The organism is Ensifer sesbaniae, from assembly GCF_013283665.1.
Taxonomy (GTDB): domain Bacteria; phylum Pseudomonadota; class Alphaproteobacteria; order Rhizobiales; family Rhizobiaceae; genus Ensifer; species Ensifer sesbaniae.
The window spans coordinates 956,420-975,275 of record NZ_JABEKU010000001.1; the positions used below are offsets into that span (position 1 = coordinate 956,420).

The window sequence follows — 18,856 nt, forward strand, 5'->3', positions numbered from 1 at the left end:
ATCGACGTGCCCGCACGTTAACTGTCCGATCCAAGAAACCGGCCGAAAAACCAGGCCAACTCAATTGGGAGGACTGTCTATGCTCTATTGGCTGCCACGGATCTGTGTCCTTCTCCTCGCAGGCATCCTGATCGGGTTTGGTCTCGTTCCGCACACCGCAGCAGGTGTCGCCTATACCTTGCTCATCATCATTCTGGGTCTCGGCCTGCTGTCGCTGACCCTGCACGTCTTCCCGCCGGAGCATCATTGATCGGGCGCCAAGGCGACGACTGTCCTTCTCTGCGATGAGTGCTGGACCGTCAGGGCATAGGGCTCTGGCAGGCGGTCGCGCATCGCGCGTCACAGGGAGGCGCTATCCGGGTGGATGAGAGAAAGCGAGGCGTGATGGTGGAAATGTTGCGGCAGGTCGCGTCCCGGCAGAGGTCGAAGCGCCTCATCGACGAGGAAATCGCGGTCGTAACAGCAGCGCCCTCAGCGGCCCCAAAGCGCGATGCAATCGAAATCCTCGTGGCCTGGAGCATTGTTGGCCTCTTCGTGATTGCCTGTTCGGCCGCCGTCTATACCATGGAAACGATCCTGATGCCGGTTGCGCTGGCGATCGTCATCGGCATCGTGCTGGGGCGCGCTGCCGATAGCCTGGCGCGGTTCGGCTTGCCACCCATCATGGGCGGCCTGCTTCTGGCGGTGTTCTTCGCCCTTGGCCTTTCGGCGATTGTCAACACATTGCTCGGCCCGTTGAGCGACCTCGCTCAACAGGCGCCTCGCCTCGCGGAGAGCGTCATGGAGCGCCTGCTGCCGTTCATCGAGCGGTTCGAGTGGGGCCGGCTGGCGCTGGCCCGGGGCGCGGGCGAAGATGCGATGGCCGACACGGTTATCAAGAATGCCGGGCCGATGCTCGGTCTCGTCGTCGCCGGATTGACGCCGGCGCTGGTTCAGACCCTGATCTTCCTCGCCGCCCTCGGCTTCTTCCTGCTTGGACGGCTGCAATTGCGTCGGGCCCTGATCCTTGCGTTTACCAGCCGGGAAAGCCGCCTGAACACCATTCGCATCATGAATGCGATCGAGGAGGCTTTGGCGCGTTATTTCTCGATTGCCAGCCTGGTCTATCTGGCGCTGGGTGTCGTCACGATGTTGATCGCGCTCATCGGTGGGCTTGCCGTGCCGCTGCTTTGGGGGTTGTTCGCCTTCGTCTCCAGTTTCATTCCCTATCTCGGCGTCACCGCCATGACCGCTGGATTGCTGGTGGGCGGGCTTATGACCCACGAGACGATTCTGCTGATCGTCGCTCCGGCCGCCGCCTTCTTCGTCGTCCATCTTGCCATGGAAAATCTGGTGATGCCGGCGATCCTGGGAAACCGGCTCGAGGTCAACCCGTTCCTCGTCTTCCTGGCGATCATCTTCTGGACATGGATGTGGGGCGCCGTCGGCGCCATGCTGGCGCTTCCGCTCTCGCTGATCGCCATGGCGATCGTAGAGGAAATGCGCGAGCAGCCGTCGGAACGACAGCTTCCCGGTTAGAGCGCCGTGCGTTCATATGAACGCACAAAGGACGCTGTAGCACTTTGAAGTGCTGCATGTTTTTGTCCTTTAATTGGCTACGATTAAAGGAAACACGCAGTAGTTCACGTCAGCGCCGGGCCGAGCGTGCATGCTCGTCGAAGAACAGGGCCTGGCTGATCAGCGCCTTGACCATGTCCGGATTGAACGGCTTTGTGACGAGGAAGGCCGGTTCCGGTCGCTTGCCGGTGAGCAGCCGTTCCGGGAAGGCGGTGATGAAGATCACCGGCACCGCAGCCTGCGTGAGGATTTCGTTGACGGCATCGATACCCGAGCTGCCATCGGCAAGCTGGATGTCGGCGAGCACCATCTTCGGAGAGGTTTTGCGATAGAGATCCATAGCCTCCGTATGGGTGCGGGCGATGCCGGTGACCTTGTGACCGAGGCTGGTTACCATGTCTTCGATGTCGAGCGCGATCAGCGGTTCGTCTTCGATGATCAGCACATCGGTGGCGACCTGGCGCGAGATATCTTCCGAGGCAGCCGTCAACAGCTTTGAAAACTCGCCTTGGCTCAACCCCATGATCTCGGCCGCATCGGCGATCGAGAAGCCTTCGACCGAGACGAGCAGAAAGGCCTGGCGCGGGGCAGGCGCGATCAGCGAGAGGTTGGCGGCCGCCTGTTTCTCCCAGGCAAACGGCGAGGCGTTTTCCGTCCGATCGATCGAAATCTTCTCGAACTGCGAGCAGAATAGCTTGTAGAGGCTGATTCGGTCGTTCGACGTGTCCGGAAAGAGGCTGATGTCTTCGATGAGTGCTTCGAGAACGGCGGCGACATAACCGTCACCCGCAGCCTGCGAACCGGTGACGGCGCGGGCGTAGCGGCGCAAAAAGGGCAGATGTGGCGCGATCCGGGTTGAAAGTGACATCAACGACTTCCTTAGGTGCAAAACGATTCGTTTGTTTTCTGAGGATAGGGGAGATCCGGCGGAATACGTGAATGGTTTTGAACACGTTTTTCGGCCTAGAGCATCCCACTTTCAAGTGGAATCACTTGAAAGTGGAAAGATGCTCTAGAAACAAAGTGCTAGAGCGACCTTAGTGCGTTCATCTGAACGCACGGCGCTCTAGAGCAAATCCGGCAAACCCCTGCAGCGGTCTTCCGTGCGGGCGGATTGAAGACACGGGAAGACGGCAAGCGGCGGTAGATATTGAGCATGGATGACGGGATCGAAAGACGGGATGGGCCGGGCAGGGAATTGGATGTGGCCGCAGAAGGCCCGGATGCCCATGGATTGATCGGCGCCCGATTGAAGGCGCTATACCAGGCCTTGGAACAGGAGCCGGTTCCCGACCTCTTCATCGATCTGCTTGAAAAGCTGGAAAAAGCAGAAGCGACGGCTGAACGCGCGTCCTAACCCGCTTTATGGAGAAACGGGCTTTGGCCCGTCTCTCCATTGTCATGCCGATCAGCAGGCCGCCTCATAGCGACGGCCGTAGCGGTCGCGATAGATGCAGCGGCCCGGCTCGTTGGCATGTCCGATGAGCGCACCGGCGACACCACCAATCGCTGCGCCGACGGCTGCACCTCTGACATTGCCTGTTGCTGCGCCACCGATGATGGCGCCACCGGTTGCGCCGATTGCTGCACCCTTTTCCGTTTGCGTGCAGGCGGCCAGTGGGAGAATGAGGCTTGCTACGATCAGTAACTTTTTCATGACGCGTTCCTATCTGAAGGTTGCTCTGTTGAACATAGAATCGGTTGCTCGAAATTGATTTGCCGGGACTGATGACGAACAGAATGACGACAATGAGGCATCTGTCGGTCGCACCCCGTGCCGCGTCATTGGCCAGCTTTGACTTGCTCGTAAGGAGCGAGCTCCGTGTTGTGTGTCTTTGCCTCCCAGCATCTCCTCCATCGCTCGGCCGCAGTCGCAGCACCTGTTATCGTTGCGAAAACGACGACTGCGGCGTTTTGTTCCATAGCCTCCGCTCGGGCATCGCATCGTGCGGCGGTAGTGTATCGCGCAGTCGTGCTCGTCGGCGGCAGTGACGGCTGCCGGAGTGGTGTTCTTGCGAATCTAAAGCGCGAGGCGGGCGCGGCCAACGCATTACGCGGGCAAAGGTTCCAACAAAAATTTGATCTCGGTCGGCGGAACGGGAGGGCATGCATAGCCGTTTGCCGTTCTCAAGTTTGACGCTGGGAACATGCCCATGGAACATATCGCTGCCATCATCGTCCTGGTCGGCTGCTTGCAGCCCACGGATGCCTGCCGCGAGGTGCCGGCGCCGATCGAAGCCTTCGAAACTGTAGACGAATGCCGAGAACTGCTTTCGCCGGCGATCGAGGCGACCGCCGGGAGCTTCAAGCATGCCTATGGCGCCTGTGCCGAGGTCGACCCGGCCCTGTTTGTGGAGGAGGCGACGATCGAATGGCAGGTTACCGCTTCGGGTCGCCTGCAGGTCAAGATGCAGCTAGATGACGGCAGCTACGCCGTCGCAGCGCGCCACGGCGGCAATGCGAAGGGCCGCAATTGAATTCGCTGGGCGCCGCGCCGCGGCGTCGTCAACCGAAAGGCGAAGCAATGAACTGGGATATCGTTAAAGGCAAATGGCATGAACTGAAAGGCAAGGTTCAGGCGCATTGGGGCGAACTCACCAACGACGACCTCGACGTCATCGATGGTCGCCGGGAGGAGCTTGCGGGGCGCATTCAAGCCCGTTACGGGGTCGCGCGCGACGAGGCTGAGCGACAGATCGACGAATGGATGTCTCGGCGCTGAGGCATGCCGCGCGAAAGTCCGCAGCGATTTTGCGATAGGACATGCGAAGTGTCCAAACATGAAGCGCAAGGCGCGAATCTGAAGGATCGCGATGGGCTACGGGGAAATTCTTGATATCGTCAAGGGTGAATTATTCCCCAGTAATGCTCAAGTGCGAATACGGTAAGGGAAAATATAATAAGACCAGACGTCCGGTGTTGGTCACGGTCGCTTCTTATTCACCTGCAGAGTTTGGTTATTTCTTCTTTTTCATCCGTTCGCGCCGGCGAAGTTCTTTGAGAAGATGTTCGAGTTTTGCGCTCTGATCTTCGCTGCTGCTGACGTATAGTTCGCGCATCGTCTTGCCGATGTGGAGATTCCGGTCCTGGATATCCCTTCTCTCCCGACCCGCTTCAACCGCAGTTTTCCAGATATGTGCTGCCGGCATTTTCATTTCGACCCTGCATATTCCTTGGAGGAGGAACGTCAGAGTATCGCGAAGGTTCCGGGCGTTTCCTGTACAAACAGTCTCGAATCGGGACTCTTTTGTCTATCATGGTAAATCATTGGTTAATGGTCTGTTGAGATGAAGGTTCGCGTAGATCGCATTTCATATGCCATTCGGAACAAAGTGATAGTTGTGGCGTTTGCTCTGCAGTAATCCTGGCAAGGAGAATTGCTATGTTATACTATGCACTTGTCTTTCTCGTTGTGGCAATCATAGCGGGTGTACTTGGTTTCAGTGGCATCGCGGGGGCCTCCGCGGGGATCGCGCAGGTCCTTTTCTTCCTTTTCCTCGTCTTCCTGGTGATTTCGCTGGTTGCAGGCCTGGTGCGTCGAGGCTGAGCGGTCGCAAATTTGAGCGGGTTCGAAACGGGCGGCGGCAACGTCGCCCTTGCTGCATCTGACCTCTCGGCTTGGTCTTGCTTGCCCTTACGGGCCGGCTTGGCTATTGATGCCGAAACCGCAGCTTTTTCCTTGAGGGTACCGAGCATCGTGAAATCGCTGGAACTTGGCTGAAGATCAGGTCGCCTCTTCGATCGTGGCAATCTCCTCCAGCCATCTGCTGCGGATCCTCCTGAGCCGCAGCGATATTCGAGCGAGCAACCGACGTGGGGCGGCGGCTTGACTTGATCGGACAATGGGGCAGCCGCAAATGAAGACTGATGTAGTGGTTCTCGGCGCCGGTATCGTCGGCATTTCCACCGCCATCCATCTGGCGCGGCGTGGCAAGTCGGTGGTGCTGCTCGACCGTCGCGGTGCCGGCGAGGAAACCTCCTACGGCAATGCGGGCCTGATCCAGCGCGAGGGGGTGTTTCCCTATGGCTTCCCGCACGACTTCGGGGCGCTCTTCCGCTACGCGCTGAACAATACCATCGACGCGTCCTATCATTTCCGGGCCCTGCCGGGGCTAGTGCCGTTCTTGGCCCGCTACTGGTGGCATTCGGGCTTTACCCAGCACCAGCGCATCGCGCATCTCTATGCGCCGTTGATCGAGCATTCGATCAGCGAGCACCAGGACCTGATCGAGGCCTCCGGCGCCGGCGACCTCATCCGCAAGGATGGCTGGATGAAGGTGTTTCGTACGGAGAAGGAGCGAGACGCCGCCTACAAGGAGGCGGAGAAGCTCTCGGCCGGCTTCGGCGTCAATCACCAGAAGCTTTCGACGAGCGAGCTGAAGACGATCGAGCCGTCGATCAGGGCCGATCTCGTTGGCGGCCTGCGCTGGAGCGATCCCTGGTCGATCCGCGACCCGCACAGCCTCAACAAGGCCTATCTCGCCTATTTCCAGTCCTTGGGTGGGCGTCTGGTTTCCGGCGACGCGGCAACCACGGAGCATATCCTCGAAGGCCCCGGCTGGCGCGTCGCGACACCCGAGGGACCGCTGGAGACGCGCGAGGTGGTCGTGGCGCTCGGTCCCTGGGCTGACACGGTCACCCGCAAGCTCGGCTACCATTTCCCGCTGGCGGTCAAGCGCGGCTACCATATGCACTACGGCGTGCAGGAGGGCGCGCAACTCAACAACTGGGTGCTCGACGCCGAGAGGGGCTATTTCCTCGCGCCGATGCTGCGCGGTGTGCGCCTCACCACCGGCGCCGAATTTGCCTGGCGCGACGCGCCGAAGACGCCAGTGCAATTGACGCGGGCCGAGCGAGTGGCGCGCGAGTTCTTCCCGCTCGCGGAACGCCGCGACGAGGAGCCATGGATGGGCGCGCGTCCCTGCACGCCCGACATGATGCCGGTCATCGGCAAGGCGCCGCGCCACGAGGGCCTGTGGTTCGCCTTCGGCCATGCGCATCATGGCATGACACTCGGGCCCGTGACCGGCCGGGCGCTGGCAGAGGCCATGACCGGCGAAAAGACAGTGATCGATATCGCGCCCTACCGCCCGGAACGCTTCCTGGTCTAAAGCAATTCCGCAAGAAGTATCGGGCGGTTTTCCGTCCGGAAGCGCGTTTCAAGTATTGTGCGGGCAGGCTGCGCGCAATGCTTGAACAAGGCCGGAGCAATGCTTCCGGTCTTGTTCGTTTGCCAGTCGGTTCAGGCGTTGGTGCCGCCGTCGATGGTGAATTCGGCGCCGGTGATACTGCGGCCGTCGGGACCAGCAAGCCACGCGACGACACCTGCCACATCGCTTGCTTCGTTGAAGCGCGGGATCGCCATCAGCCCGCGCTGCGGACCGGCGTGCTCGCCATCGGCAGGGTTCATGTCCGTATCCGTCGAGCCGGGATGGACAACGTTGACGGTGATCCCCCTCGGCCCGAGATCGCGCGCCACCGCCTTGGTAAACCCGACCAGGGCGCTCTTGCTCAGCACATAAAGGCTCATGCCGGGCCACGGAACGCGGGCGGCGAGGTTGCTGCCGATCGAGATGACACGTCCACCATCGGGCATGTGCGCAGCCGCGGCGCGCGTCGCAACGAACACGGCCTTCACATTGACGTCGATTGTCCGGTCGAAATCGTCGGTGGTCACCTCCGTCACCGTTCCGGCATCGAATACACCGGCATTGTTGACGAGGATATCGATGCGGCCGTGTTTTTCGGCGACTGTCTGGACGGCGGCCTCGACGGCGCCCGCCTCGCGATTGTCCGCCTTGATTGCCAACGCGCTGCCGCCGGCCCGCGTGATCTCCGTCACCAGCGTCTCGGCCTTCGCCTTGGATTGACTGTAGGTCACCGCTACGGTTGCGCCTTCCGCCGCCAGCCGTTTTGCGATTGCCGCGCCGATGCCACGGCTGCCGCCCGTCACCAGGGCCACCTTGTCTTTCAGATTCGTCACTGCGTCTCTCCATATTTGTAGTGATCGATACATATATGGAGAGACGACTTGCCAGGCACTGTCAAGCGATTTATGTATTGATCGATACAGAAAGGAATTGCTCCCATGCCGAGCCGCGGCCGTCCACGCAATTTTTCCCGAGAGGAGGCGCTGGCGCGTGCCATGCAGCTGTTCTGGGATAAGGGCTACGACAACACGTCGCTTGCGGATCTGACCCAGGCAATGGGGCTGAAACCGCCGAGCCTCTACGCCGCCTTCGGCAGCAAGGCACGGCTCTTCATCGAAGCGGTCGATCTCTATGGCCGGACGGGTGGCGCCGGCATCTGGGATCATCTGGAGTCGGCGCCCACGGCCAAGGCGGCGGTACACGACCTCTTGAGACGAACCGCCGACAACTTCACCCGCGGCGGCGAACCGCGCGGCTGCATGGTCGTGCTCTCGGCGCCGCAGATGGCGGGCGGGGATGCAGAGGTCTGTGACGCGCTGAAGATGCGTCGTCTTCAGAAGCAGGTTGCGCTCGAGCGGCGGTTTGAGCGCGCCATCGCAGAAGGCGACCTGCCGGAAGGCACCCCATGCGCGGCAATCGCGGCCTATGTCGCTTCGCTCCAGCACGGAATGTCAATCGAAGCCCGCGACGGGGCGACACGAGAAACCCTGCTGGCAATCGCCGACTGCGCAGCCGCGGGCTGGGATGCGATGATCGCGGCATCGATCAAGCCGAATTGAGCGCGCGCTCGATCTGCCGCGTGATCCCACTCCGCGAATTGGCCGGAGGGAGAGCCCTCCAGCCACCGGTACGGTCAGCCGTTTACTGTGCGGGCTGCGTCATATTGGGCGTGGTGCCCGGGGTAGAGCCCTGCGTTTCGGGCGTCTGGGTACCCTGCTGCGGCGTCGCTTCGGGTGCCGGCTGCGTCGCCGTTCCGCTGGAGGGTGCCGTGCCGGTGTCGGCCGGCGGCGTGGCCTGGCCCGTCGTGCCCGTGCCCGGCGCCGTCGCATCAGGGGTTGCCTGGCCAGTCGCCGGCTGGTCCGTCGTCGGCGGCGGTGCCGCCGTTTCGGCCGAATCGCGGCTCAGTTCAGCCGGCAGCCAGGCGATCAGCGCCAATACCAGACCGGCGAGCAGGATGATGACGATCGGCCAGTTGCTGCGCCCCGAGCGGGCCGGAGGCACATCGCTCATCTGCGTTTGCGGCATAGGCTGCCCGGTCACCGGATCGATTACCGGCTTGTCCTTGAAGTCTTCCTGCTTGTTCATTGCGTTCATCCTCTTCTTGGCGTCCTCCTGGCCACAGGCGACTGCTCCTGAACCTTCCCCGGCAGTCGTGGGCAACGGATTTCGCGCCGTCGCGAAGCGACAAGGGCGCCCGGGGGCGCGTGGCATAACCGTAAACGCGTGAAAATTTGCAATGTTCCGGATATTGCAACCCAAGGGATGTTCACGCCCGCCGTCGACTTTACAGCCCCCTTCTCGGCTGCAAGAAATAGAGCGCTCATGGAGGAAGAGGCAGCATGACCGATACAGCGTTTAGCAAGGGCACTTTTGTCGGCCGCGTCTGGAGACCCGATCTCGGCGGGCCGTCGCTTGTCACGATCCGTGACGGCGCTCTGTTCGATATCACCTCGAAAACGACGCCGACCATGCGCGACCTGCTCGAGCTTCCGGATCCGGTCGCGCATGTGCGCGCCATGTCCGGTGACCGACTCGCCTCGCTTGAGGACTGCCTCGCGCGGAAGACGGAGGCATCGACCCTTCATCTGATTGCCCCCTCGGATCTGCAGGCGGTGAAGGCCTGTGGCGTCACCTTCGCGCGCTCGATGATCGAGCGCGTCATCGAGGAGCGGGCGGCGGGCGACGCCTCCCGTGCCGAGGCGATCCGCAGCCGCGTCACCGCAGTCATCGGTGACAGCCTGCGCAACCTGAAGCCCGGCTCGCCGGAAGCAGCCCGCGTCAAGGCAGCACTCCAGGAGGAGGGCGTCTGGTCGCAATATCTGGAAGTGGGCATCGGCCCGGATGCCGAGGTCTTCACCAAGGCCCAGGTGCTTTCGGCGGTCGGTCCCGGTGCCGATGTCGGCCTGCACCCCGCCTCGCACTGGAACAATCCGGAGCCGGAGATCGTGCTCGCGGTCTCCTCCGGCGGTCAGGTGAAGGGCGCAACGCTCGGCAACGACGTCAACCTGCGCGACATTGAGGGCCGCTCCGCGCTGCTTCTCGGCAAGGCCAAGGACAACAACGCCTCCTGTGCCATCGGCCCCTTCATTCGCCTCTTCGACGAAACCTACACGATCGACGATGTCCGCAAGGCCGAGCTCACCCTGTTCGTCGAAGGGGAGGACGGCTATCGGCTTACCGGCCGAAGCTCGATGGCGGAGATCAGCCGTGACCCGCTCGACCTCGTCGCCCAGACCATCGGTCCGCACCACCAATATCCCGATGGCCTGATGCTGTTCATGGGCACGCTCTTCGCTCCCGTCGAAGACCGCGACGAACCCGGCCAGGGCTTCACCCACAAGCTGGGCGACGTCGTGACGATCGCCAACGCGGAGCTCGGCCGGCTGACCAACACCGTCCGGCTTTCGACGGAATGTGCGCCCTGGAGCTTCGGCGCGGCGGCGCTGATGCGCAACCTTGCTGGACGGGGGCTGCTCTAGCGCGGCCAGCTTTCCTCCGTTGGTCGCAGTCCGCTCGCCGCCCCTAAGTCATCTTCCGCATGATCCAGAGAGCTCGGCCGGGGTGGGCGATGTCAGGCACGGCTTGAAGGCGTGCATCGTCCTTCAGGCGCTCCGCCTCGACGGCGTCGAGGAACAGGACCTGCTGATCGGTCTCGTTCGCGTTCGGCGTAATCCACCAGCGCTGATCCTCGCAACAAAGACCGGCTTCCGGATTTTCCTGGATGTACTCGATCGCATATTCGGCATCCGTCTTTCTGCCAGCATCGAACATCGGCCGTCCTCCGCCTGATCGCTTGGAAGGGATGGGATTATGCGCCTCTTGCGGGGCGTTGGGCAGCCCGGAAGTGCTGTCCGCCAATCGCTTCTGCGCATGCGCCGGGCGATCGGTTGCGGCGCAGCACGCATCAACTCCGGCCTTTCCATCCGCCCGGCAGGCGCCTAGGCTCGTGCGCCTGAGTTGTTCTCGTCTCTTGGAGTTCCTGCCCCATGCGTGACCTGCACCTGCCTGGCCGCTCCGTCGTCATGGGCCGGCACGGCGCCGCCGCCACCTCGCACGCCCTTGCCACGCTCACGGCCATCGAGATCCTGCGCCGCGGCGGCAATGCCGCCGATGCCGCGATTGCCGCCTGCGCCGTGCAATGCGTGGTGGAGCCCGGTTCAACCGGCATCGGCGGCGACAATTTCGTTCTCTTTGCTCCCGCCGGCACCGATGTCGCCAATGGCAATCGGGTCTTCGGCCTCAACGGATCGGGCCGTGCGCCCCAGGGCCTCACCGCCGAACACCTGCTGAAGCAGGGACTGAAGGAGATCCCTCTCACCTCGGTGCATGCGGTCACCATTCCCGGCGCGGTCGATGCTTGGAGCAAGCTGAACCAGCGTTTCGGCTCCATGCCGCTGGGTGACCTGCTGCAGCCCGCCATTCGCCATGCGGAGGAGGGTTTTGCGGTCACCGAACGGGTTGCCGTCGATTGGAGCCGCAACGAAGACAAGCTCAAAGCGGACGCCAACAGTGCGCGCATGTGGCTGAAGGATGGTCGCGCCCCGAGGGCGGGCGAACTGTTTCGCCAGCCCGAGCACGCGAAGGCTCTGCGTGAGATCGCCGCCAAGGGCCGTGACGGCTTCTATTCAGGCTGGGTCGCCGAGGACATGGTGGGCTACCTCAGCAGCCTCGGCGGCATGCACGCGCTCGACGACTTCGCCGCGCAAGAGGCCTTCTGGGTCGATCCGATATCCACGACCTATCGCGGAATAGAACTTCTGGAAATCCCGCCAAGCGGCGTCGGCATCACCACCTTGCTGATGCTCAATATCCTGAAGGGCTCCGATCTGGGGAGATACGATCCGGTCGGCGTCGAGCGTTTCCACATTGAAGCCGAGGCCACAAGGCTCGCTTTCCAGGCGCGCGACAAATATGTCGCCGATCCCGACTTTGCCGACGTGCCGGTGGAAAAGCTGCTTTCCGCTGCCTTTGCCGACGAGCTGCGCAGCCGCATCGACCTGAAAAAGGCCATGCCGGTCGCCGGTCCAGCGGGTGCCACCACCTATCGCGACACCGTCTACATCAGCGTGGTCGACGAAAAGGGCAATGCCTGCTCCTTCATCAATTCGCTGTTCTGGTCGTACGGCACCGGCATCAGCAGCCCGAAGACCGGCGTATTGCTGCATAACCGCGGCATCGGTTTCCGCGTCGATCCTGCGCACCCCAATTGCGTGGGACCGCGCAAACGCCCGCTGCACACCATCATCCCGGCGATGGCGATGAAGGATGGCCGGCCGTGGCTGTCTTTCGGGGTGATGGGCGGCGGCTTCCAGCCGGTCGGGCAGAGCCATGTGCTGACCAACATCGTCGATTTCGGCATGAATGTGCAGGAGGCGATCGACTGCGCCCGCGGCTTCCACCAGATGGGCCGCTTCGAGGCTGAACGCGGCATCCGCGAGGACGTGCTGAAAGGGCTCGCGGCACTCGGCCATGAGGTCATGGTCGCCGAGATGCCGCATGGCGGCGGGCAGGCGATCCTGATCGATTCGATCAACGGCGTCTTGCAGGCGGGCTCGGACCCGCGCAAGGACGGCTGCGCGTTGGCTTTCTAGACTTGCCGGCCAGCCGTTGGGACATCACGCGACAAGGTGCGACAGCGGACATGCATAGATGCCGCCGAGTTGCAGGTTTGCGCCACCTCCAGACCTTACCTCGGAAGCTGCGATCGACGCGTTTCGACCCATTGGTGCCGCTCGTCGATGCCGACAGGAAATTCCGGTGCTGGGATCCTCGGCTGTTGCCCAAGCCTCATTGCCCGGAGTTCTTCAATCGCCGAAGCTCCTGAACGAAGCGAGCGAGATCCTGATCGTTCGGGGTGAGCCGGAGCAACCGTTCGGCATAGTCGAGCGCGGCGACGAGATCGCGGCTATCGCGACTGAGCGTCGTCAGCGCCAGCAAAGTGTCCCGATCATGAGGATGACGCGCCAGACTCGCCTGCAGCACGGCAATCGCGTCGCCGGCGCGCCCGGCCGAATGCAAGGCGATCGCGTATGCATAGGCATATCGTGCCTGGTCGGGCGCGAGTTCGGCCGCCTGACGCAGTTCCGCAAGTGCCTCGTCGAACCGGTTGAGGCGCACGAGCGTCAAGCCGAGCGCATGATGAACGTCCGCGTCCTTCGGGAAGTCGGCGAGTGCAGCGCGCAACACTTGCTCGCTGTCGGCGTCCCGTCCGAGTTGCCTGTAGAGGTCGGCGAGATTGACTGCTGCCGGCGTGAATTGCGGACTCAAGCGCAGCGCAGCCTTGTATTCGGCTTGCGCCTCCGCAACGAGCCCGCGCTGGGCTAGGAAGGTCCCCAGCGCGCTGCGTGCCTCAGGGCGATCGGCATTGGTGCGCTGGGCGGCGATGAACTCGGCCACCGCCCGCTCGAAGCTATCGCGATCGGCTGAAGGCTGGCTTGCAGCCGGAACCGCCGCCAGCAGCGACACCGCCCTGAGGCGCACGCCGCGGACCGGGTCGGACAGAAGCGGCGACACCAGCGGCCAGAGCTGATCAGCGGGCACGCCTTCGAGCATATCGAGCCCACCGAGGCGCACCATCGGGTCACGATCGGAAAGCCCGGATCGCGCAAGATCGACGTTGAGGGCGGACAAGTACGCGCTCAACTCGGTCAGTGCGCTGGCGTGAACGAAGGGCGATGCGGCCGGGTCGCTGGCGACGGGGGCGAGAAGCTTGTCCGCATCGGGACGATCGGTCCACGCTGCATGGAATGCTTCAGCATAATTCTGAAATCCCTTGCGCTGCGGCCCGAACCAGCGCTCGACCGCCGCGGCTGCCCATTGCGCCGATTCCTCCCGATGGCAGTCGTTGCAGGCGTTGGGGGTGCCGAGTTTGGCTGACAGATCCGGTCGCGGGATGCGGAAGCTGTGATCATGCCGCTGGTCGATCACCATATAGGTGCGTTCTGGCATGTGGCAGGATGCGCATGCCAGCGGCGGGTTCGCCTTGTCGTGGTGGCGATGGGCAGCGGTCTCGTACGTCTCCGATGCGTGGCACTGTCCGCAGACGCCGTCCCCCGGAAGGCGCAGCGCGGCGCTGTGCGGGTCATGGCAGTCGCTGCAAGTGACGCCTCCGGCGAACATCTTGCTCTGCTTGAAGGGACCGTAGTTGTAGGTCTCCTCGACGTCGCGCATCTGGCCGTCGGCCTCAAACAGGCTGCGATCGATCGGCGAAATCCTGTGAGTGTCGGACAGCCACGTTCCGGGCACCCAATCCTCGGAGAATTGGCCGCGCCTCGCATGACACAGGCCGCAGGTTTCCACCTCCTTGCGCAGCAGCGGTGGCGATGCACTGCGCCGCGGCTTTCCCGTCCCGGTATCGTGTGACCAGCCGACGCTCGCCCGTTCGTCGAAGCGGACCCCTAGTCCCTTGTCCGGGCTTTCCGTCTTGCCGAACGGCCACCAGCTTTGGCGGTCGCGCGCCCAGGCGACGTGGCCGGAGCCCTTGCCGTGGCAGGCCTCGCAGCCGACGCTGATTTCGGACCAAGACGTTGCGAAGCGATCACTTGCGGCATCGTAGTTCTTGCGCACGCCAGTCGAGTGGCATTCGGCGCACATATAGTTCCAGTTCTGATTGGGCTTGGTCCAGTGCAGAATGTCGTCGTGACGGATTGGCTCGCCCGGATAGAGATGAAACCAGCGCTGTCCGCCTTGCTCCCTTGGGCGGCTGTCCCAGGCAATCGAAAGCGCCTGAATCCGGCCGTCCGGGAACTCGATCAGGTATTGCTGCAGGGGATCGATACCGAACGTGTATTTGACTTCGAAGGTCGCCGGCTTGCCGTCCGGTCCGTCGGTTTCGACGAGGAATTTTCCACCCTTGCGGAAGAAGCGTGATTGTACCCCGTAATGATCGAAACGCACGTCGTTGAAGTCGCCCCGCACGGAACCGTCGGTCGCGTGGTCCATCGCGAGCTTATGCTGCGAACCACGCCAGAGATTCGCTTCCGCGCCGTGGCACCCGGCGCAGGTCTCGCTCCCGACGAACGTCGCGGCAGAGGACGAGCCGCCCGTCTCGCGCGACACACGCGATGGCCAGATGCCATCGTTGACAAGCCAGAAGGCCATCGCGACGCCGCCCAAGACCATCGCCAGGATCGCAAGTTTGGCCCGGAGGGCGCGCGCCTGCTTGAAGCGACGCTGCACGCCAGCCGACTGCGGATGTGAGCGGGCGACCGGCTCGTGCTTACGGCTGGCTTTCGACATCGGCCCGGGTTCCCATTACAATCAAGTGCCGCTTCCTGCCCGTCAGTCTTTGAACACCCGCTTCCAATCGCGCTTCCTGTTCCCGTGATGTCGATTTGATGAGCAAGCCGCGGCCTTGACAAGGGGCAAGTCAAGGGTTTCGCGCTCGGCCACCGATGAAGCTCGATGGACAGCGATCGAAAATACACTGGCGCTGGCCATCCCGTCTTCTCGTGGTCTGCGGGCCCGAGGCTGACCCCAGGCCCGCAGCCGGTTCGGGAGCATTGCCCGTCGCTCGGACTATTGCGGCCCCGCCTGCACGTGGTGGACCGGGTTGCCGTCGACCGCCACGGCCTGTCCGGCGGCGCCGTCGCTCGCGGCCCCCTGGGCCGCCTTGAGCTTCTTGATGTCTTCCTCGGTCAGCTTGGGCCGATCGACCTTCAGCGTCAGCTTGTTGAGCTTGGCGGTCAGGGTAAACGGCGGCTGGTAGTCGGCGTCGTTGACACCGGTGAGCGTGTCCGAGCCGACATCGAAGCTTTCGTCCCACTGCAGGATCATCGGCAGGGTGCGCTCCATCGTCTGGGTCGCGACGACCTTGCCGTCCACCTTGAGCGAGCCGGTGCCGGACCGGCCGAGTCCGCTCATGTCGTTGTAGGCGAGCGTGCCGGTGCCGAGCCCGTCATACTTGAAGTCGAACTCGAGGGTGTGTTGGCCGGGCGTCAGTGCGCCCGGGCCCTCCCACTTGACGCGCTTCAGGTCGACGAGGTTCCAAAGGAACACCGGCTTGCCCTTGAGCAGGTAGAAGCCGTAGCCGGCGAAGCGTCCGCCCGAAGTCACGATCATTCCCTCGGCGCCCCCTTCCGGCACATCGATATCCGCAGTGAAGGAATAGGAGCTGTTGAGGATGGCTGGCGAGTCGCCCTGCGGCAGCCCGGTCATCGGATGGATGTAGGTGAACTCCGTGCGGCCGGCAGTGATGTTCGGGCGCGGCGCCACGATGCGGGCCGCCACCGAGGCGTCCATCGGGAAGACCTGGTATTTCTTCGCCTCTGCAATGAAGAGATCCTTCATCTCCTTGACCTTGTCAGGGTGCTGGTCGGCGATGTTCTGGGACTGGCTGAAATCCTTGGTGAGATCGTAGAGTTCGAGCACCTGGTTGTTCAGCGGGTCGGGATTCGCCGGACCGTATGCCTCCCACGGTGCGCGGTTAACTTTGGTGCTGAGCAGCCAGCCGTCGTTATAGAGCGCCCACTGACCCATCATCTCGAAATACTGGGTCTTGTGTCGGGTGGGCTCCTTGGCGTTCTCCTTATCGAAGGTGTAGGCGAAGCTTGTGCCCTCGATCGGCGCCTGCTTGATGCCATCCACTGTATCCGGGGCGGGAATACCAGTCGCATCGAGAATGGTGGGCACCACGTCGATCACGTGCATGAATTGCTCGCGCAGCCCGCCCTTGTCCTTGATGCGGGCCGGCCAGGAGACCGCCATGCTCTGCCGGACGCCGCCGAGCCTCGACGCGTTCTGCTTGAACCAGGTGAAGGGCGTGTCGAAGGCCCAGGACCAGCCTGCCGACATATGGTTGTAGGTCTGCTCGGTGCCCCAGACGTCGTACCACTTCATCTGCACGTCGACTGGCATCTTGTTGATGCCGTTGAAGAAGGCGACCTCATTGGGGGTCCCGAGAGGGCCGCCTTCGGCACTCGTGCCGTTGTCGCCGTTGATATAGACGGTGCTGCTGATCATGACCGATGACCAGGGCTTCGGCGCGCCGAGCACCTTCGGCGGCGTCATTCCGACGCCAGCGATGGACCGGATCGCCAACGAGGGACTTCGATTCACGAATTTCCACTCGACATCGCTTTGCTCACCGTCTCGTGCGGCGCTGATCACCGGGCGCAACCATCATTCGGTTGGTTATGGGGTCGTCGGTGAAATCGCGACGGGGTATCCCGGCTACGATTCGATCATTCCCATCGAAAAAGGCACGATCGGCACGATCCTCAAGGAGAATGGATACGCCACGTCGTGGTTCGGCAAGGATCACAACACCCCCTCCTATCAGTCGAGTCAGGCCGGGCCGTTCCATCAGTGGCCGAATGGAATGGGCTTCGAATATTTCTACGGCTTCGTCGGCGGCGACGCCAGCCAGTGGCAACCGAACCTCTTCCGCAATACGACAGCGATCTTTCCCTTCGAAGGAAATCCCGGCTGGAACCTGGAAACGGCCATGGCCGACGAGGCAATCGGTTACATCAAACAATTGAACGCGATCGCGCCCGACAAGCCCTGGCTCGTCTACTACGTGCCGGGTGCCACCCATGCACCGCACCATCCAACGCCGGAGTGGATCAAGAAGATCAGCGACATGCATCTGTTCGATGACGGATGGAACAAGGTACGCGAGAAAATTTTCGCCAACCAGAAGCGGCTCGGCATCATGCCGGAAAACGCCAAGCTGACGCCTTGGCCGGATGGGCTGCCGCAATGGGATTCCCTCAGTTTCGCGGAGAAGAAACTCTTCATCAAGCAGGCGGATGTCTACGCCGCCTACCTCGCCTACGCCGACAATGAAATCGGAAGGCTCATCCAGGCGGTCGAGGACCTCGGCGAACTCGACAACACCCTGATCATCTACATCGGCGGCGACAACGGCGCGAGCGCCGAGGGCATGGTCAACGGCACGCCGAACGAGTTCACCACCTTCAACGGGGTTCCCGTGCCGGTCAAGGATCAGTTTCTCTGGTATCCCTTCTGGGGATCGGAACGGACTTTCCCGCATTTCGCCGCCGGCTGGGCCTGGGCGATGGACACACCGTTCAAGTGGGTGAAGCAGGTGCCATCGCACTTCGGCGGGACCGCTCAAGGCATGGTCATGTCCTGGCCCGGACACATCAAGGATGCCGGCGGTATCCGCACGCAGTTCCACCACTTCATCGACATCGTGCCGACCATCCTCGAGGCGACCGGCATTCCCGCGCCGGAGGTGATCAACGGCATCAAGCAGGAACCGATCGAAGGCGTCAGCATGGCCTATACGTGGGAGAAGGCGAATGCGACCGCCCCGACCAACCACACAACCCAATACTTCGAGATGCTCGGCAACCGTGCCATCTATCATGAGGGGTGGGTGGCAGCCACGACGCCGGCAACGCTCCCGTGGGAACTCAGCACCAAGACACCTCCCGACGTGATCACTGGCTACAATTGGGAACTCTACAACATCCAAGAGGATCCCACTCAGTCTACTGACCTCGCCGCCAAGATGCCGGACAAGCTCAAGGAGATGCAGGAGCTCTTCTATTCGGAAGCGAAGAAGTACAACGTCCTGCCGCTCGACAACTCGACGCTCGCACGCTGGAACACCCCTCGGCCGAGCCTTACGGCTGGACGGGCGGAGTTCACGTATTCTGGGGAATTGAGCGGCGTACCGGCCAGTGCAGCGCCCAGCACCCTGAACAAGTCCTACACGATCACGGCTGAGGTCGAGATACCCGAGGGTGGCGCGGAGGGCATGATCGTCACCCAAGGCGGGCGCTTCGGCGGTTACGGCCTGTTCCTCAGCAAGGGCGAGTTCGGCTTCGGCCGAGGCAAGGTCGTGTTCCTCTACAACCTGCTCGACCTTAAGCGGACGACATGGGAGGGGCCGGAACTCGAGCCTGGCAACCACACGATCGTCTTCGACTACAAGGCGGCCGGCACCGAACTTGGTACGGGCGGTACGGGCGTCCTGACGGTCGACGGCAAGGAAGTGGCCACGAACTCCCTGGAGCACGGAATTCCGATCACGTTTCCCGAGGACGAAACCTTTGACATCGGTCAGGACACACGCACCGGCGTGGCGCTGCTCGAGTACCGCTACGACACGCCATTCAAGTTCACCGGCAAGATCGACAAGCTGACATTCAAGTTAGAGTCCACGCAGCAGTGAGAGC

17 protein-coding genes and 2 pseudogenes are annotated in these 18,856 nt (G+C 62.5%); 11 read left to right on the forward strand and 8 right to left on the reverse strand.

The genetic code is table 11. The annotated features are described in order from the left end of the window. The first annotated feature begins 79 nt into the window (after positions 1-79). Complete coding sequence (locus tag BHMPCIPO_RS04600) at positions 80-250, forward strand: hypothetical protein (protein ID WP_173515672.1); 171 nt, start codon at positions 80-82, stop codon at positions 248-250. Between the two features lie 137 nt (positions 251-387). Next, on the forward strand, positions 388-1,518 hold the full coding sequence (locus BHMPCIPO_RS04605) for an AI-2E family transporter (RefSeq protein ID WP_376741648.1): 1,131 nt from the start codon (positions 388-390) through the stop codon (positions 1,516-1,518). 109 nt (positions 1,519-1,627) lie between these two features. On the opposite strand, the gene BHMPCIPO_RS04610 is transcribed toward BHMPCIPO_RS04605, so the two are convergent. Next, positions 1,628-2,425 (reverse strand): response regulator, encoded by a 798-nt coding sequence (locus tag BHMPCIPO_RS04610; RefSeq protein WP_173515673.1) that lies wholly within the window; start codon positions 2,423-2,425, stop codon positions 1,628-1,630. A gap of 288 nt (positions 2,426-2,713) precedes the next feature. Here BHMPCIPO_RS04610 and BHMPCIPO_RS04615 point away from each other — a divergent pair, with 288 nt between their 5' ends. Next, complete coding sequence (locus tag BHMPCIPO_RS04615; protein ID WP_173515674.1) at positions 2,714-2,914, forward strand: NepR family anti-sigma factor; 201 nt, start codon at positions 2,714-2,716, stop codon at positions 2,912-2,914. A gap of 51 nt (positions 2,915-2,965) precedes the next feature. On the opposite strand, the gene BHMPCIPO_RS04620 is transcribed toward BHMPCIPO_RS04615, so the two are convergent. Continuing rightward, the gene (locus BHMPCIPO_RS04620) at positions 2,966-3,214 is read right to left on the reverse strand and encodes a YMGG-like glycine zipper-containing protein (RefSeq protein ID WP_173515675.1); all 249 of its coding nucleotides are present in this window, start codon (positions 3,212-3,214) and stop codon (positions 2,966-2,968) included. Between the two features lie 496 nt (positions 3,215-3,710). On the opposite strand from BHMPCIPO_RS04620, the gene BHMPCIPO_RS04625 reads away from it, so the two are divergent. Both BHMPCIPO_RS04625 and BHMPCIPO_RS04630 read left to right on the forward strand, forming a co-directional pair. Next, positions 3,711-4,034 carry a hypothetical protein gene (locus BHMPCIPO_RS04625; RefSeq protein WP_173515676.1) on the forward strand — a complete coding sequence of 108 codons (324 nt, stop codon included), beginning with the start codon at positions 3,711-3,713 and terminating at the stop codon, positions 4,032-4,034. Beyond that, positions 4,031-4,279, forward strand: a complete 249-nt coding sequence (locus BHMPCIPO_RS04630; RefSeq protein ID WP_312032950.1) for a CsbD family protein — start codon at positions 4,031-4,033, stop codon at positions 4,277-4,279. Before BHMPCIPO_RS04625 ends, BHMPCIPO_RS04630 begins: the two co-directional genes overlap by 4 nt. 235 nt (positions 4,280-4,514) lie before the next feature. Here the strand turns inward: BHMPCIPO_RS04630 and BHMPCIPO_RS04635 are convergent, their stop codons facing one another. Then, positions 4,515-4,712 carry a hypothetical protein gene (locus BHMPCIPO_RS04635; protein WP_173515677.1) on the reverse strand — a complete coding sequence of 66 codons (198 nt, stop codon included), beginning with the start codon at positions 4,710-4,712 and terminating at the stop codon, positions 4,515-4,517. A gap of 227 nt (positions 4,713-4,939) precedes the next feature. On the opposite strand from BHMPCIPO_RS04635, the gene BHMPCIPO_RS04640 reads away from it, so the two are divergent. Together BHMPCIPO_RS04640 and BHMPCIPO_RS04645 are read left to right on the forward strand one after the other, a co-directional pair. After that, positions 4,940-5,104, forward strand: a complete 165-nt coding sequence (locus BHMPCIPO_RS04640; RefSeq protein WP_173515678.1) for a DUF1328 domain-containing protein — start codon at positions 4,940-4,942, stop codon at positions 5,102-5,104. Positions 5,105-5,414: 310 nt separating this feature from the next. After that, positions 5,415-6,668 (forward strand): NAD(P)/FAD-dependent oxidoreductase, encoded by a 1,254-nt coding sequence (locus BHMPCIPO_RS04645; protein ID WP_173515679.1) that lies wholly within the window; start codon positions 5,415-5,417, stop codon positions 6,666-6,668. A 131-nt stretch (positions 6,669-6,799) separates the two neighbouring features. On the opposite strand, the gene BHMPCIPO_RS04650 is transcribed toward BHMPCIPO_RS04645, so the two are convergent. Next, positions 6,800-7,540: an SDR family NAD(P)-dependent oxidoreductase gene (locus BHMPCIPO_RS04650; protein ID WP_312032951.1), complete on the reverse strand. Its 741-nt coding sequence runs from the start codon at positions 7,538-7,540 to the stop codon at positions 6,800-6,802. Positions 7,541-7,645: 105 nt separating this feature from the next. On the opposite strand from BHMPCIPO_RS04650, the gene BHMPCIPO_RS04655 reads away from it, so the two are divergent. Next, positions 7,646-8,266, forward strand: a complete 621-nt coding sequence (locus tag BHMPCIPO_RS04655; protein WP_173515681.1) for a TetR/AcrR family transcriptional regulator — start codon at positions 7,646-7,648, stop codon at positions 8,264-8,266. Positions 8,267-8,348: 82 nt separating this feature from the next. Here BHMPCIPO_RS04655 and BHMPCIPO_RS04660 read toward each other — a convergent pair whose 3' ends face one another. After that, positions 8,349-8,792, reverse strand: a complete 444-nt coding sequence (locus tag BHMPCIPO_RS04660; protein WP_246304263.1) for a hypothetical protein — start codon at positions 8,790-8,792, stop codon at positions 8,349-8,351. A gap of 254 nt (positions 8,793-9,046) precedes the next feature. On the opposite strand from BHMPCIPO_RS04660, the gene BHMPCIPO_RS04665 reads away from it, so the two are divergent. Further along, positions 9,047-10,186, forward strand: coding sequence for a fumarylacetoacetate hydrolase family protein (locus BHMPCIPO_RS04665; protein ID WP_173515683.1), 1,140 nt, complete (start codon positions 9,047-9,049; stop codon positions 10,184-10,186). Between the two features lie 43 nt (positions 10,187-10,229). Here BHMPCIPO_RS04665 and BHMPCIPO_RS04670 read toward each other — a convergent pair whose 3' ends face one another. After that, a complete protein-coding gene (locus BHMPCIPO_RS04670; RefSeq protein WP_173515684.1) occupies positions 10,230-10,478 on the reverse strand; it encodes a hypothetical protein in 249 nt (82 codons plus the stop codon). 215 nt (positions 10,479-10,693) lie between these two features. On the opposite strand from BHMPCIPO_RS04670, the gene ggt reads away from it, so the two are divergent. Beyond that, positions 10,694-12,298 carry a gamma-glutamyltransferase gene (gene ggt, locus BHMPCIPO_RS04675; RefSeq protein ID WP_173515685.1) on the forward strand — a complete coding sequence of 535 codons (1,605 nt, stop codon included), beginning with the start codon at positions 10,694-10,696 and terminating at the stop codon, positions 12,296-12,298. 196 nt (positions 12,299-12,494) lie between these two features. Here ggt and BHMPCIPO_RS04680 read toward each other — a convergent pair whose 3' ends face one another. Further along, complete coding sequence (locus BHMPCIPO_RS04680; protein WP_173515686.1) at positions 12,495-14,945, reverse strand: tetratricopeptide repeat protein; 2,451 nt, start codon at positions 14,943-14,945, stop codon at positions 12,495-12,497. A gap of 279 nt (positions 14,946-15,224) precedes the next feature. Further along, positions 15,225-16,652: pseudogene (locus tag BHMPCIPO_RS04685) on the reverse strand (alkaline phosphatase family protein); the annotation flags it as partial. A gap of 1 nt (position 16,653) precedes the next feature. On the opposite strand from BHMPCIPO_RS04685, the pseudogene BHMPCIPO_RS04690 reads away from it, so the two are divergent. Further along, positions 16,654-18,852: pseudogene (locus tag BHMPCIPO_RS04690) on the forward strand (arylsulfatase); the annotation flags it as partial. Positions 18,853-18,856 lie beyond the last annotated feature (4 nt).